General features: G+C 64.8%; 12 protein-coding genes. 5 read left to right on the top strand and 7 right to left on the bottom strand.

All coding sequences use genetic code 11. The features are described from left to right. Positions 1–33: 33 nt before the first annotated feature. Positions 34–993, top strand: coding sequence for a PhzF family phenazine biosynthesis protein (locus tag ACLL97_RS10450; protein ID WP_411280412.1), 960 nt, complete (start codon positions 34–36; stop codon positions 991–993). A 269-nt stretch (positions 994–1,262) separates the two neighbouring features. On the opposite strand, the gene ACLL97_RS10455 is transcribed toward ACLL97_RS10450, so the two are convergent. The 4 genes from ACLL97_RS10455 to ACLL97_RS10470 all read right to left on the bottom strand — a co-directional run bounded on the left by ACLL97_RS10455 (position 1,263) and on the right by ACLL97_RS10470 (position 7,169). Further along, positions 1,263–2,537, bottom strand: coding sequence for a diguanylate cyclase (locus tag ACLL97_RS10455; protein ID WP_411280413.1), 1,275 nt, complete (start codon positions 2,535–2,537; stop codon positions 1,263–1,265). Positions 2,538–2,644: 107 nt separating this feature from the next. Beyond that, a complete protein-coding gene (locus ACLL97_RS10460) occupies positions 2,645–3,364 on the bottom strand; it encodes an ABC transporter ATP-binding protein (protein WP_411280414.1) in 720 nt (239 codons plus the stop codon). Positions 3,365–3,419: 55 nt separating this feature from the next. Next, complete coding sequence (locus ACLL97_RS10465) at positions 3,420–4,664, bottom strand: efflux RND transporter periplasmic adaptor subunit (protein WP_411280415.1); 1,245 nt, start codon at positions 4,662–4,664, stop codon at positions 3,420–3,422. Positions 4,665–4,676: 12 nt separating this feature from the next. Next, positions 4,677–7,169 (bottom strand): ABC transporter permease, encoded by a 2,493-nt coding sequence (locus tag ACLL97_RS10470; RefSeq protein ID WP_411280416.1) that lies wholly within the window; start codon positions 7,167–7,169, stop codon positions 4,677–4,679. Between the two features lie 344 nt (positions 7,170–7,513). On the opposite strand from ACLL97_RS10470, the gene ACLL97_RS10475 reads away from it, so the two are divergent. Further along, the gene (locus ACLL97_RS10475; protein ID WP_411280417.1) at positions 7,514–8,029 is read left to right on the top strand and encodes a glutamate synthase central domain-containing protein; all 516 of its coding nucleotides are present in this window, start codon (positions 7,514–7,516) and stop codon (positions 8,027–8,029) included. 268 nt (positions 8,030–8,297) lie between these two features. On the opposite strand, the gene ACLL97_RS10480 is transcribed toward ACLL97_RS10475, so the two are convergent. Further along, positions 8,298–9,692 carry a HEAT repeat domain-containing protein gene (locus ACLL97_RS10480; protein WP_411280418.1) on the bottom strand — a complete coding sequence of 465 codons (1,395 nt, stop codon included), beginning with the start codon at positions 9,690–9,692 and terminating at the stop codon, positions 8,298–8,300. Between the two features lie 85 nt (positions 9,693–9,777). Here ACLL97_RS10480 and ACLL97_RS10485 point away from each other — a divergent pair, with 85 nt between their 5' ends. From ACLL97_RS10485 to ACLL97_RS10495, 3 genes are read left to right on the top strand one after another with little or no spacing between them, the layout of a single operon-like run. Further along, entirely contained in the window at positions 9,778–11,301 is a 1,524-nt protein-coding gene (locus tag ACLL97_RS10485; protein ID WP_411280419.1) for a fumarate hydratase, read from the top strand. 20 nt (positions 11,302–11,321) lie between these two features. Continuing rightward, complete coding sequence (locus ACLL97_RS10490; RefSeq protein WP_411280420.1) at positions 11,322–13,517, top strand: prolyl oligopeptidase family serine peptidase; 2,196 nt, start codon at positions 11,322–11,324, stop codon at positions 13,515–13,517. 39 nt (positions 13,518–13,556) lie between these two features. Beyond that, positions 13,557–14,645 carry a DUF1028 domain-containing protein gene (locus tag ACLL97_RS10495; protein ID WP_411280421.1) on the top strand — a complete coding sequence of 363 codons (1,089 nt, stop codon included), beginning with the start codon at positions 13,557–13,559 and terminating at the stop codon, positions 14,643–14,645. A 25-nt stretch (positions 14,646–14,670) separates the two neighbouring features. Here ACLL97_RS10495 and ACLL97_RS10500 read toward each other — a convergent pair whose 3' ends face one another. After that, complete coding sequence (locus ACLL97_RS10500) at positions 14,671–14,913, bottom strand: hypothetical protein (RefSeq protein ID WP_411280441.1); 243 nt, start codon at positions 14,911–14,913, stop codon at positions 14,671–14,673. Between the two features lie 71 nt (positions 14,914–14,984). Further along, the gene (locus ACLL97_RS10505) at positions 14,985–15,668 is read right to left on the bottom strand and encodes a PEP-CTERM sorting domain-containing protein (protein WP_411280422.1); all 684 of its coding nucleotides are present in this window, start codon (positions 15,666–15,668) and stop codon (positions 14,985–14,987) included. Between the last annotated feature and the right edge of the window lie 19 nt (positions 15,669–15,687).

Below are 15,687 nucleotides of genomic sequence, written 5' to 3' on the forward strand. Positions count from 1 at the left end.
CCATACCCCGTACCCCGTACCCCCTACTGTTTCATGATTCGCATTCGTTATATCACCTGCGACGTCTTCACCACCGAGCCGTTCACGGGCAATCAGCTCGCCGTGGTGTTCGGCGCCGAAGGGCTTCCTACGGCGACGCTTCAGGCGATCACGCGCGAGTTCAACTACGCGGAAACGACGTTCGTGTTCGCGCCGGAAGAGCCGTCGCACACGCGGCGGGTGCGTATTTTCACCCCGGAACTCGAAGTGCCGTTCGCGGGCCATCCCACTATCGGCACGGCGCATGTGCTGGTGGCGAGTGGCGAAGTGCCGGCGGTGGGCGATGAGATGACGCTGGTGTTGGGCGAGAACGTGGGACCGGTGCCGGTGCGCATCACGCTCGCAAACGGTGTTCCCGTGCACGCACAGCTCACCACGGCGCAGTTGCCGACGGAGCGCGTGGAGGTGACCGATCTCGAGGCGCTCGCCAGCGTGCTATCGTTGTCGGCATCGGATCTGGTGGGCGGCGCGCATGCGCCCACCGGCGTGAGTTGTGGACTGCCCTTTCAGCTGATTGCGCTGAAGCGTGTCGAGGCGGTGGAGCGCGCGCGACTGCGCACCGACGCGTGGGAAGCGGTGCTCAAGGGCACGTGGGCGGCGTGGCCGATGGTGTTCGCGATGTCGCGTGACGGCGGTGCCGAGGGTGGCGAGGGTCGTGACGCGCTGTTGCCGGCGCATGTGCGTGGCTGTGATATCCGAGCGCGGGTGTTCGTACCTGGCTCCACAGTGCCGGAGGACCCGGCCACAGGTTCGGCCAACGCCTGCTTGGCGAGCTATCTCGCCCAGCGCACACCGCGCGACGGTCTGCTCACGTGGGAAGTCGCGCAGGGCGTTGAGATGGGTCGCCCTAGTCGATTGTACATCGAGGCCCACAAGCGCGGCGGGGTGATCGACGCGGTTCGGGTGGGTGGCGCAACGGTGTTGGTGAGCGAGGGGACGATGTCGGTTCGGTAGGGCGCCGGCCGCTGTCGTGAGCGCCATCATACGCTCGAGGCAGTCCAGCAACATGCCGACCAGGATGGAATCCATTCCTCGAAATGAGAGTGCACGCGTTCGCGCGTTCGCGGTGGTGACTGGCGTAAAAAGAGAGCGCACCATCTGATGAGCAGCGGCCGCTCTGCCACCGTATGTCAGCTTCTCAAGCGGGTAGTTCATTGATCCGCCGTTTGTTGAGCGGCACTTGCGACTGGCGGTGCAGTCGTGAAGTTCTTTCGCGGCCGGCCCTACACCTTCACCGGCGGGAATTCCCCGCTGGTCTGTGCCAGTCGCAAAGTATCGAGGCCGTGCGACCAGAGCACGACGCGATTGCGGCCACTGCGCTTGGCGGCATACAACGCCTCGTCGGCGCGGGCCCGCAGCGCTTCGGCAATCGACTCGTCGGGCACCGTGTCGGACACCACGCCCACGCTCACGGTGACCGCGACCTTCGCCTTGGGCTCGCCGAAGGTGCGACGGCGGAACGCTTCGAGGACGCGTAACGCGAGGTGCTGGGCGCCAGCGGCCGAGGTATTGGGCGCCAAAATCATGAACTCCTCGCCGCCAATGCGGGCGACTACGTCGTCGGTACGCGCGCTGGCCCGTAGAAGTTCGCCGGTCTCGGCAATGACCTGATCGCCCACCAAGTGACCGTGCGTGTCATTCACCTGCTTGAAGAAGTCGAGATCGATCGCGATAAGCGCGACATCCGTTTGCGTGCGCGCGGCGCGCGCCAGTTCACGACGATACTGCTGCTCGAAACCGCGACGGTTGTAGCAGCCCGACAGCGGGTCGGTTTGCACGATGCTGGCCAGCTGCGTGCGCATGCGGTTATACGCCCGCCCCACCGTGGTGATCGCGTCGGGGCTCTTGTCGGCCGCCACGTCGTACGAGTGGGTGAAGTCGCCCTCCTCCGCGCGTGCGAAGATCGAGACCAGCGTGCCGAGCCGCGCATGCAAATTACTTTGCACGCGGATCACCAGCAGCGCACCAAGGCAGAAAAAGCCGAGCGTCGTGAGCGCTTCAGGCCACGAGACATCGTTGCTGTAGCCCTGGGCGATGTCGTTGATAAGCAGGAACGCCGCCGCGATCGCGGTCAGCATCAGGAGCGCGGGCGCCCGTCCGAAGTACACATGTGTGAGCTGCAGCGAGAACAGCGCCAGCAGCAATCCGCGATGATAGTCGCTGGGCTCCGCCAGCAGAAAGACAAGCAGAAAGACGACCACAAGATCGGCGACGACCATCAGCGTGGAGAGCGTCCGGCCAGCGGCGCGCGTGCGTTGCACGAGGGCCCGGATGCTGAGCACGAGCGCGACGTACGTGGCGGCCACGAGGCCCAGCACGCGATCGGCCGAGTCGGGTCCCACGGTGACGTACGCCACCGACGACAGGGTGAGAATGCCGGCGCTGCGCAGGCCGACGGCGATGATGCCGGCGACCAGCGCGAGCACGAGCCGATAGCCGGTCTGCCAGAGCAGGATATCGGCGTTGGCAACGTTGGTGCGGGGGGGTTCGCTGATCATCGGGATGGGTGGCCGGACAGTAACGCGCCAGTGGCCTGTCCACCAACCCCAATTACACCCCCGCTCGCCAGCTGATCCCGCAAGGCGTGACGTGGGCGACATGGGCCCTACGCCAACACCGGTTCCACGGCGGACATTGCCTCGAAGGTACCGGCCTCGAGGACCCGCCCGTCGAACAGCTGCACGGTGCGATCAGCGTGCTTCGCGTAGCGGGCGTCGTGCGTGACCATGCAGATGGTGGATCCGTTGCCGTGCAATTCGCGCAGCAAATCCATCACCGCCTCGCCGTTCTTCGAATCGAGGTTTCCCGTGGGCTCGTCGGCCAGAAGGATCGCCGGATCACCCGCCACGGCGCGCGCCACCGCCACGCGCTGCTGTTGACCGCCCGACAACTGCGGCGGATAGTGCTTGGCGCGGTGCGTCATGCCCACGCGCTCCAATGCCCGGTGTACCCGCTCCTTTCGTTCGACGGCATCCATGTCGCGGTAGGTGAGCGGCAGCTCTACGTTCTCCCACACCGTGAGATCGCCGATCAGGTTGAACGCCTGAAAAACGAACCCGATTTCGCGATTGCGGACGCGCGCCCGATCGGCCGCAGCGAGCTGTCCCACGGGCGTGCCCGAAATGCGATAGTCGCCCGACGATGGCGTATCGAGCAGGCCAAGAATCGCCAGCAGCGTGGTTTTCCCACAGCCGGACGGGCCTGCGATCGCCACGTATTCACCCTGGCGAATGTCGAAGTGCACATCGGCCAGGGCGTGGGTCTCCACCTCGTCGGTGTAGAACACTTTCCGAATGCCCTTCATGTGAATCAGTGGTTCCGACATCGCTGGCTCCGATCGTGGCGGTAATGAGTGAAACTGCGTCCTGGCGACGATTCTGCTACTTGATGCGCACGCGATTGACGTTCGCGTAGCTACTCATGTCGGACAGAATGATGCGATCGCCCACCGAGAGTCCGCGCAGAATCTCAATGGTGTTCACGCTGTTGCGACCGAGCGTGACCGACACCCGTACGGCCGTCGAGCCGTCGGCCTCGAGCCGAAACACCGACGTGGTGCCCGAGCCGGCACTCGACGCCGGACGTCCCGCGTACCGCACATTCGCCATGCGATCGATTACGATCGTGCCGTCGACGCTGAGATCGGGCACCGCGCCCGGGGGTAGCGCCCCGTCCAGCGCCACATCGATCGTCACCGATCCACTCTGCGCCGAGGGGTCTTTGCGTATCACGCTGCCGGTCACGAGTCCGTTGCGCGTATCGATCGTGGCGCGCTGTCCGAGCTGCACGTCTTTTGCCTGTGACTCGGGGATGCGCAACACGGCCTTCAGGTGGCCGGGCTGGACGACCTTCGCGAGGGTCGTGCCCTCGGGTACCCACTGTCCGAGTTGCAGTGTGAGCTCCTGCAGCACACCGGCGTCCGGCGCGCGCACCTGCAGCGACCGGAGCCGCGCCTGCTGATTGTCGGCGATCGCGCGCAACTGCACGACGCGTGACGCCTGCACAGCGAGCTGCGAATCAATGGCCTGGCGCATAAGCGACAGCCGCTCCTGCTCCACCCGCACCCGCGTGGTGAACTCCTCGGCCGACGCCTTGCGATTCGCGGCCTCGAAGGCGGGCACCAGCCCCAGGCGCACCAACGAATCGGCGGCCCGTGCCTCCTGGCTGCTGCTGACATACTGCGTGCGCGTAGACGCCAGCGTGCCTTCCTGCGTGAGGATCGCGCTGCGCAGGTTGGTGCGCAAATTGAGCAGGTCGATCTGCGCCTGCTGCACCTGTTGCTCGGCCTGCATGGTTTGAATCTGCAGATCAGGGTTCGACAGCTCGAGCAGTAGCTCGCCGGCATGTACCGCGCGGCCGGACTCGGTGTTCACACGCTCCACTCGCGCCGAGGCCTGCGCCGTGATCCAGCGAATGTGTTCGGGCACGAGCGTGCCAGGGCCGCGCACTTCACGTACCACGTCGCCCTGCCTCACGGTGTCGATGACCACGGCGGCGCTCTGCACGGTGGGCACGGCCGGATCGAGACGCGTAAGCGCGACCGTCAGGAGGACGACACCGACAATCACCGAACCGATGATGATTTGTCGCTGGTATGACTTCTTGGGCGTACGAACAATATCCATCGTGATATACCTCTAGTCGGAGCGCAGGGCATGCATCGGATCGACCTGCGCGGCACGGCGAGCGGGCAGGTAGCCAGCCGTGAGCGCCACGAGGGTGAGCAGAAGCACCGACGCGACGAACACGACAGGGTCATGCCCGTCGAGTTTGTAAAGCTGGGATTGCGCGGCGCGGCCAAGCGCAAACGCGGCGGCGATGCCGATCACCGAGCCGATCAGCGTCATCGCACCCACCTGGCGCATAACGAGGCCGCGTACACGACCCGCGTCCGCACCAAGGGCCATTCGCACGCCGATCTCGCGGGTGCGCTGGGCGACCGAGTAGGCCAGCACCCCGTAGAGACCCACGGCCGCCAGCAGCGTGGCCAACACGGCGAAAGCCGAGGCCATGATGCTGATCAGGCGGTCAAGAAACACGTTCTCGCGAATCTGCTGCGGCATTGACTTGAGATCTTCCACCGGCACCGTGGGATCGATGCGCTTCAGGATCGCGCTGATGCTCGTCAGCAACTGCTCCGGCGGGATCGCGCTGTTCACGTAGAAGTAGAGGCCACTCACCGATTCGCGCTGGCGCCATGGCGTGAAGAACACGGGGGGTACGTCGTCCTTCACCTGGGCGTACTTGGCGTCCTTGACCAGGCCCACGATCTGCATGTCGAGCGAGTCGCTCCCTTCCGACATGAACTTGCCGAGGGGATTTGTGCCGAGATTGAACTTCTTCGCGAACGCTTGGTTGATGAGTACCACCTTGCCGCTGCCGAGTCGATCACTGGCGGAGAACTCGCGTCCGGCCAGCAGCTGCATGCCAAGCGTTTTCAGGTAGGCCGCCCCAATGGCGTTGAAGCGTGCATTGGCATCCACATCGGGACCATGCGCGAAACCCTGCACGCGCACATCCTCGCCCCAGTTGTTACCCGCCAACAGTGGAACCACCGACGAGGTCACCCCAGTAGCGCCCGGGATCGCGGCCAGCTCCTGCTCCACGCGCTCGTACAACACCGCCGCGCGTGTGCTGTCGTAGCCACTGCGCATAGGTGTGATCGAGAACGTGGCGACCTTGTCCACGTTGAGTCCGAGCTCCGCCCGGCTCACGTTCACCAGACTCTTGAGAAACAGGCCGGCCGAGATCAAGAGCGCCATCGACAGCGAGATCTGTACAGTCACGAGTACCGTGCGGAATCGCGAGGCCGCGCGGCCGCCGGCAATCTGCCCGGCGCCGGCCCGAATCACGGTGATGAGATCCGAGCGCGTGCTGTGCAACGCGGGGAATAGGCCAAAGAGCAGCCCGGTGCTGATCGCGGTGACCGCCGCAAAGATCACCATCGACGGTTGCAAGGTCAGATTGATCGTGGTCGACGCATCTGGCGGCATGAGTGAGCCGATCGCGCGAAGCGTCCAGACGGCCACCAGCAGACTCACCACTCCACCGAGCAGCGCCAGCACCAGGGATTCGGTCAGGAGCTGTACCAGAAGCTGACGACGGGTGGCGCCAAGCGCGAGGCGCACGCCCATTTCGGTGGCCCGTGTGGCGCCGCGGGCGAGGAGCAGATTCGCGATGTTTGCGCACGCGATCAGCAGCACGGTCACCGTGATCGCGAAGAGCATGGAGAGCGGCGTCTTCGCTTCGCGGTGAATGCTGCTCTGGCCGCGGGCCCCGGGAGCCAGCACGAGCGATTTGGCTTTGAACAGCTTCATGGTGGCGTCGCTCATTCCCTCCTGCAGCGGCGCCTCGACGTCGGCCAGAATCGGCGTGTACGTGGGCTTGAGCTGCGCACTCGCCTGCTCGATGGACAGACCGGGCTTGAGGCGTCCGAACAGGTACACCCAGTAACTCCGGCGATTGTCGAAGGCGGGACGCCAAGTGGTGATGGCCGCCCGCATGCTGATCGGCGCGAAGAGCGCCGGCTGGGCTCCCAGTGTGGTGCCGCGAAAGTCGGCCGGTGCCACGCCAATCACGGTCAGCGACCGGCCATTCACGAGAATCGTACGGCCAACGATTGCTTGATCTCCGCCATAGTGCTCCTGCCAGAAGTCGTAGCTGAGTACGGTGACGAAATTGGCGCCGATCACGGCGTCGTCGGCCGGCTGCAACAGGCGTCCAATGGCCGGCGTGACGCCCAGTACGCCGAAATAGGAGCCGGAGACGAACATCCCCTGTCCCGTCATCGCTTCATTATTGACGGAGAGATTGGCCCCGAACAGCACGTGCGCGGCGAGTCCAGTGAAGGGTGTTTGCCGCTGCTCGAGATCACGGAACATCGGGTAGCTGAACACCTCCTCGCAGTCGCCCGCCTGTCCGCAATTCGTCGACCCGGGCTTGGGGCCGGGCGCGACCAGGTTCACGAGTTGTGTCGGTTCATTGACCGGCAGTGCGCGAAGCAGCATTTGATCGAAGAGCGAAAAAATGGCCGCGTTCGCGCCGATCCCCAGCGCCAGCGAGGCGATGGCAATTGACGTGACGAAGGGCGTCTTGCGGAGCATGCGCAAGGCGAGCGTGAGGTGTCTCATGGCGGGCACTCGGTAGGCGATTCGGCGACGGACCATCGGCGCCACGTTGGATAGACAGCGACACCGGCTACACGGTTTGAATCGAGACTTGACTCGCCGTACAACGGATCGTCTACGGGGAGGTTTCACGTTCCCGGACGAGCGGCATTGGGTGTCCACCCCCTTCGCCAATCCTGATCGCTATGAGTGCGCACCAGGCCAGCGGCGCCCTGGTCACCGTCGACGCCGGCTCCGCCCACGGCCCGCGCGACGCCTGCCGTGTCGGCTTTCTCGCTCGTTGAAGTGGCGAGCGTACGCGCGAAGTGGCCACGCGTCGTCCCTATGCAAAGGGGATCGCGCAGGCGATGTCGACGCTTCCGACGAGCGACGGCGCGGAGCCGCTGGTGCGCTCGAGCGATCAACTACCTGCCACGCAGTTGGCGTTCGGGAACAGCCACGAGGATTTACGCCTCGTGCTCGAGCCGGTGGCCACGACGGCCCCGGAAGTCGTGTACAGCAGCAGTGACGACGCACCACTGGCGGTGCTCTCACCCAACGCGCCGCCGCTGTATTCGTTTTCCCGTCAACGCTTCGCCCAAGTCACCAATCCGCCCGTGGACTCCCGGCGTGAGTCGATGGTGATGTCGTTGCGTATGCAGCTGGGCCGTCGGGGATCCCCGCTGGTGGAGAAGTCGGCGTACGCGCAGGCGTACGCGCAGATGTTGCGTAGTGAGTATCCCGTACTCCTGCCGGAAGAGCTGTCGGCGCTTCGTTCGCTCCCCGGCTTTCCGTGTGCCACGATCGACGCCACGTACGAAGGACCCTCGCGTCCGGAGGCCCTGGAAGCCGCGCGTGGTGGCAAGGTTGTGCGTGTGTATTGAATGCGAGCGCAATGGAACGTCCCATGGTGTCGCGCGCCGGCGTTCCATCCGGTTCCGTGAAACGAGCCCTCGCCGCTGCGCCTGCGGCTCTAACCGCTCAAGCGAGGGGAGCACCGCCGGACAGCGCCAAGTCCTCGATGCCGAAGGACGGCAGGGCGAAAGCCGACGCCATGAAGAAGGCCGATGCCATGAAGAAGGCCGATGCCATGAAGAAGGACGGACTGTCCAAGCCGCCGGTCTGAGCGGCCGCGGCAGATGGGGCGATCGCCTACCGCATCATGGAGGCGATCCGCTCGCGCACCATCGGGCTCGGGTCGTCTTGCAGCTTGAGCAGCATCGCGTCGGCCACCTCGGGGTGGCCGTGCCGCAGCGACTCGAGCGCTGCGATTCGCAGCTCAGTACCTTCGAAGCTGTTCGCTGGCGTCTCGCACAGCTGCTGCAACCGCTGTCGTGCGCGAGGCGTGTGGAGATGGCCGAGCGCCGCGACGATCTCCAGCTGATACTCGATGGCCTGCTCCTCATTCAAGACGCCGACCAGTCGGTCGGGCAGCGGTTCACCATCGGGAGCGGCAAACACGATCGACAGCGCGCGGGTGCGCACATCGACCGAGCTGTCGAAGAGCACCGACTCGAGACGGGCAAGCGCCACCGGTCCACCGATCTGTCCGAGCGAGACCACCGCCGCGATGCGGACACGATAGTCGGCATGCCGTAAAGCCTGGCCGATAGGGTCGATCGCCGCCGGCGATCGCGACTCCCCCAACAAGCACACGGCGTTGCGTACCACGTACCAGACGTTGTGCGCGAGATACTCGCGCGCCACGTCGGGCGTCGCCGCGAGTGACACCATCGCATCGTACAGCGTGCGGCGGTCGCCAGCATCGATGGCAGCGATCAGCTGCAGAAACGTCGCGTGGGCGCCGGCCGACCCGGCACGCTGCACCAGCGCGATCACGTCCTCGGGGGAAACCTTGCTATCCAGCAATTGTTCGACCACCAATTGCAGCACCAGTGGTGTGGCAGCTTTCGCGAAGTGCGCCGGTAACGACAGGTCAGCCAGCTCGCGGCAGAGGCTCATTCCATCACCCTGGGCCACGGCGAGCTCGATCCGGCTGACCTGCGCTTCGAGATCCGCCGGCATGACGTTGGACGCGGCGATCGAAACGGGGAACGCGACCGGTTGCGACAGCGGACGGGTGGGCGCGGCTTTCGGCGCCGACGGCACGCGCACGAACTCGCCGGTGTGCGCCGACAAAAAGCGAACGTTCCAGATCGACAGGGCGTCGGCCGACTCGATGAGCGCGTCAGCGTCATCCCGCTCATCACCGATCAGCAAACCGGCCAGCTTCAGAAACTCGGCGTCCGTCATCGTGGTAGCCAGCTCGACCGCGTCGAGCCCATGCCGCTCGAGCGCGCCCCCCAATTCCACGACGCCCTCAGGCAGTTCTGGTACGTTGGCACGTCTCAACTGCCGTCGGTCGAGCACCACGCGCCCCACCCGCGCCAGCGTGCGCAAACGTGCGACACTGGCCAGCACGTCGGACATAGGGGCACGCGCTCGCAGCTGTGCCATGAGCAGGGCCAAGGCAGCGGCGTAGACGAATTCGATGGGCAGGGAAGCTCCGGAGGAGTCGGGGGGAGACTTGTCAATGAAGCTCGTCACCAGAGCAGTTGGGCTCAAGCGTGAGTTTTTCATGGGGGAGCCTTCACAGTGCGGCGTCCGGCCGCGCTCGACTATTTTTCGCCCTATGACGACCATCGCCCAAGCCGACTTCATCCAGTCCATCGCGGACGCGCTTCAGCACATCTCGTACTTCCATCCACTGGATTACATCGAGGCGCTGGGCGATGCCTACGACAAGGAGCAGAGTCCAGCCGCCAAGGACGCGATCGCGCAGATCCTCACCAACTCGCGGATGTGTGCCGAAGGGCACCGCCCGATCTGCCAGGATACCGGCATCGTGGTGGTGTTCCTCAAGGTCGGCATGAATGTGCGCTGGGATGCGACGATGTCGGTTCAGGAGATGGTGAACGAAGGTGTGCGACGCGCTTATCTGCAGCCCGACAACGTACTGCGCGCGTCGATCGTAGCCGACCCCGCGTTCACCCGCAAAAACACACGCGACAACACACCGGCCGTGGTGCACTACGAGCTCGTACCGGGTGACACCGTCGAGGTGAAACTGGCAGCCAAGGGCGGCGGCTCCGAGAACAAGTCGAAGTTCGCGATGCTCAACCCGAGCGACTCGATCGTGGATTGGGTCATGAAAACGGTGCCGCTCATGGGTGCCGGCTGGTGTCCGCCAGGCATGCTCGGCATCGGCATCGGTGGCACCGCCGAGAAGGCGATGTTGATGGCGAAGGAATCGCTCATGGAGCACATCGACATGACGCAACTCAAAGCTCGCGGTCCGCAGAACAAGATCGAGGCGCTGCGCATCGAGCTGTGCGACAAGATCAATGCCCTTGGCATCGGCGCGCAGGGACTTGGTGGTCTCTCCACCGTGCTCGACGTGAAGATCTTCGATTTCCCCACGCATGCCGCGTCGAAGCCGATTGCGATGATTCCGAACTGTGCGGCCACGCGACACGCGCACTTCACGCTTGATGGCAGCGGCGCCGTCTCGTTGCCGGTGCCGAGGCTGTCAGATTGGCCCGATGTCACGTGGCGCCCCGATGTGAACGCCAAGCACGTCGATCTGGACACGCTCACACCAGACATCGTGGGCACATGGAAGGCGGGCGATCGGCTGCTGCTCAACGGCAAGCTGCTCACCGGCCGCGACGCGGCACACAAGCGCATCGCCGAGCTGTTCGAGCGCGGTGAAGGACTTCCCGACGGCGTCGACTTTACCAATCGTGTGATCTATTACGTGGGTCCGGTCGATCCCGTACGTGACGAAGCGGTGGGACCGGCCGGTCCGACGACGGCCACACGCATGGACAACTTCACTGAAATGATGCTGGCCAAGACGGGGCTGATCTCAATGATTGGTAAGGCGGAACGTGGACCGGTGGGCCTCGAGGCGATACGAAAGCACAAGGCGGCCTATCTGATGGCCGTCGGCGGTGCGGCCTATCTCGTGTCGAAGGCCATTCGCGCCTCCCGTGTCGTGGCCTTCGACGACCTTGGCATGGAAGCGATTTACGAGTTCGAAGTGCAGGACATGCCCGTCACCGTGGCGGTCGATGCCGCGGGCAGCAACGTGCACGAGACGGGACCGCGCGAGTGGCAGGAGAAGATCCGACATCTGCCCGTGCTCGCGGGGTGATTTTCTCGTAAGTTCGGGCGATGCACCCCATCGCTCGCCTTTGTGTCGCGGCTATTGTGGCCGTCGTTCCCGGTCTGGTCATCGCGCAGAGCACGTCTGCGCGCCCACCGCTGTCGCTCGAACAGATCATTGCCGGATCGGCGTTGACGGGCACCTCGCCAACGTCACCGAGGTGGTCCCCCGACTCGAAAGTGGTCGCGTTTCTCTGGAACGATGACGCGCAACCGGGGCGATCACTGTGGCTCGTGGAGCGCAGTGGCACGGCACCGCGGCGGTTGCTCCCGGCCAACATCACGGCGCGTGTGAGTGAGTTCGTCTGGACCCCCGATGGCACGACCATCGTGTTCGTGCAGCAGGACTCGATTTGGCGCCTGACCGTGGCCACCGGGACCCGGACGCCGCTGCTTGCCGACGGTGGCGAGGTGGCGGAGCTCGCGGTCTCGCCGAATGGCGCCACGCTGTCCTTTTTGCGCGAGGGCGACCTCTGGCTGCTCGCATTGGCGGGTAATACCCCAGAACGCAACGCGCCAACGCGCGCGACCACCGTCGCGGTCGCGCCGATCGGCTCGATTCCGCTCGGTACGTATTTCGGGCGGGACGTCGAGATCGGCGGCGCCACGTGGAGTGGTCCGTCGCCGTCCTACGCGTGGTCACCCGATTCGCGCACGATTGCCGTGCACTATGTCGATCGCCGCGGCGTGCCGCGCTTCAGCATGCCGTACTACCTCGGCGACACCGTGCGGATGAACACGCTGCGACGTGGCGCCCCGGGACACGCGAACGAAGTACGCAAGATCGGCTTGCTCGACGTGCGTGCGCGATCGCTCTCCTTGTTGGAGCTGCCTGACTCCAGCAGCACGCGCGTCGTGAACGTGGCTTGGTCGACGACCGGCACGTTGCTGATCGACCGCGAAAGTGATGACGCGATCAACCGCACCATTCATGTGCTTTCCGCAGCCGCACCGACTCCCCGCGTGGCGTGGCGCGACCACCGCGACACGCGTGTGTACAACGACATTGCCTCGGCCTGGAGCGCCGATGGCCGGAGCATCGTGCTCACGGGCGATCTGGACGACCGCTACCGAATGTATCGCCTGGCGCCCGGCAGTACGACCCCGGTGATGCTCACGCCCGGCCCGCACGATGTGGCCGGCGCCGGCATCCCGCGCCTGGCCACCGGCAGCATCGACTACGTGAGTTCGGCGCCACGACCGTCGGAGCGCCACGTTTTTCGCGTGAGTGCACGCGGTGGCGTGCCGCGACAGCTCACCACGCGACCCGGCACGCATGCCCCCTTCGTGTCGCCCGACGGCGGCAGCATCGCGTTGCTGTCGTCGAGTGATACGCAGCCAACCGAGCTGTACCTGCTCGACGTGCGTCCCGGCGCCACGGAGCGCCGTATCACGACATCCACCACACCGGCGTTCGCGCGTGTGCCATGGATCGCGCCGCAGTATCTGCGCATCAGGAACGGCGGTGATACGCTGCCGCTGCACCTTCGGGTGTTCTATCCGCCCGACCTCGACTCCACCAAGCACTACCCGGTACTTGTTGGCCCGGCCTATTCCAATACCGTACGCAACCGGTGGGGCGGTTTGAATGGCCTGCTGCAGCAGTATCTCGCGCTCGAGAAGGGGTACATCGTGGTTCAGGTCGATGTGCGCGGCAGTACCGGCTACGGTCGCGCGTTTCGCGAGAAGTTTCTGATGGATTGGGGTGGCGGCGATCTCGACGATCTTGAAAGCGCCGTCACCCACATGAAGTCGCTGCCCTTCGTCGATGCGTCACGCTTCGGCATCTGGGGCAGCAGCTATGGCGGCACGCTCACCGTATACGCGCTGCTCAAAAAGCCCGGTCTTTTTCAGGCTGGTGTGGCCGGGGCGGCGGCAACCGATCCGTATCTGTTCGGCAGCGACGACGTGGCCATCGTGCGTCGTCCGCAGTCGCACCCTGCCACGTTCACGCGCGGTGCGCTGCAGTACGCCGGTAATCTGCGTGATCATCTGTTGCTCATCCACGGTATGCAGGACGACGTCGTGCCCTTCTCCTCGGCCGTCGAGCTGGCGGAGGAATTCATGAAGCAGGGCAAGGATTTCGACTTTGCCTTCGCGCCGGCAGCGACGCACGGCTGGACGCAGCGTCCGTATTACGCCACGTACCTGCTGCGAAAGTTGGTCGCACACTTTGATCGCTATCTCGGCCCCGGCCCGCGCTGACGCGCGTCGCCACTGTTGCTCACTTCTACGGGACTCCCCATGTATTCACGCGCGCGCCGGATGCTCTCCACGGCAGCTTCCGTTGGATTCAGTTTCGCCGTGACGCTCGCCACGACGCCGCGCACCGCACAGGCGCAGGAGCCGTATGCGTGGCGCGACTCACTGGTGTTTCATACCTTTTCGATCGCCGCGATCGACCCGCGCACCGGTGAAGTTGGGGTGGCGGTCACCACGCGTGTGCCCTGTGTGGGCAACGGCGTCCCCTGGGTACGGAAAGGAGTTGGTGCCGTGGCGACACAGGCCAGCACGCGCACGGAGTACGGTGTCGAGTTGCTCGATGCGCTTGCCAGCGGCGAGGCCCCCGATGCGGCACTCAAGCGAGCGCTCGCGGCCGACAGCGGCTTTCAGTCACGACAGGTGGCGGTGATCTCCATCGACGGACGTTCAGCCCAGCACACGGGGACCGGACCGAATGCGTGGGCGGGCCATCGTGCCGGCAAGAACTACGTAACGCAGGGAAATATTCTCGTCGGGCCCGAGGTGATCGACGCCGTGGCGCGGAGCTTCGAAGCGAGTGAGGGCACACCGTACCATCTCGCTGACCGACTCATCACCGCACTCAACGCCGGGTTCGTGCTCGGTGGCGACAAACGACACGGACTTCGCACCTCAGCGGCCGTGATCGTGGCCGATTCGCGCGCGGGGATGTCGCGGCGCAGTGATGGCCAAACGGCGAACATCAACGTGTGCGAGAACGCCGATCCGGTGGGCGAGCTCCGTCGCATCTACGATGCGGTCTCGCAGACGCTGGGCTACCGCACGCTCGAGCAGTTCTCGGGCGGTGATGTGTATCAGCTCAAGGTGATGCTCAATGCGCTCGGCTTCTACAAGCGCGGTGAAACGGTCGCGGCTCGCGGCCCTGAGGCGACTCTCTTCACGACCGAGACCGTGGCCGCGGTTGATGCATTCCGCACGAGTGAGAAGATGAGCACGCCCACCGTCGGTGGGTCACCGGCTGGACTGGTAGACGACGAAACAGTGGCCCGACTGTGGGCGGCACTCGAGCGGGTCGGCAAAGCAACCACGGTGCGTCAGCAATTGCTCGACAATACGTTGATTCGCCGGTAGCGAAGACCGCCCACGATGAAACCGCTTACGGCCAGGCGCGCATGGCCGTACACACCACTTGCCGTAGCGCCTCCGCGCTTGCCCCCCCGCGCGCCTGGACGCTGAGGCCAAACATTATGGTGCTCACGTAGGCGGCCAACAGGCGCGGTTCGGGATCGGGCGACAGCTGTCCTTCGATCACCGCACGACGGAAGCGAGACTCCAACGCATCGGCTGAGCCGTGCAACTTGCAGGACGACGCGCCGTTGAACGCTCCGGATTTCGCCACGTTCTACACGGCGGGCGAGAAGGGCTACACCGACTATCCGGCGCTTTCGTCATGAGCATTACTCATGAGCATTACTCATGAGCATTACCATGAGCATTGACTAGCGCGCGTTTGCGACGGGCGGCGAGGCCGATGGCCAGCAGACCCGTCGCAAGCAGCGCGATCGTACCGGGCTCAGGCACCGTCGTCTGAGCAAGGGTGAGATTGTCGACGGTGGGAAAGAGGGAGCTCTCTCCGCCGGGCTGAACCGCGCTCACGGTAAACGAGCTGATCACGCGACTCAACGACACCACGCCGAAGAATCTGCTGGCGGTTGGCCCCGTCAATGTTGTCGACCGCGCGCCGGTGGCGTCGACGAACGTGACAACGATGTTTCCACTCGCGAACGCGCCGTCGAGGCTGGTGCCGAAGAAGTTGCCGCCAATGGCGCCAACGCCACCGGTGAAGACGGCGAAGGTGATGGTGTCAGTGGCGGTATTCGTGGAGAGCGCGGGATTTTCCACGGTCCGCGCGCCAAAAAAGAAATCTTGGCGATTGCTGACGGATGCCGTGTACTCGTACACGCCGGCCGTGCGACTAGTCGGCGACGCAGTCGTGCCGGTCGTGTTGAAGCCGAAAAATGTATCGACGCCGGGGTTGGTGATCGCCGCCAGAAACGTCGCTTGATTCGTGTAGATGACGAACTGGGCGTGGGACGTCGTGGGTTTTATCAGCGTAGCGACAAGCGCCACGGCCGAGACGTATTTCCACCGCATAGTTGCTCCTTCGTCGGAG

Source organism: Gemmatimonas sp., from assembly GCF_046594945.1.
In the GTDB taxonomy this organism is placed as follows: Bacteria; Gemmatimonadota; Gemmatimonadetes; order Gemmatimonadales; family Gemmatimonadaceae; genus Gemmatimonas.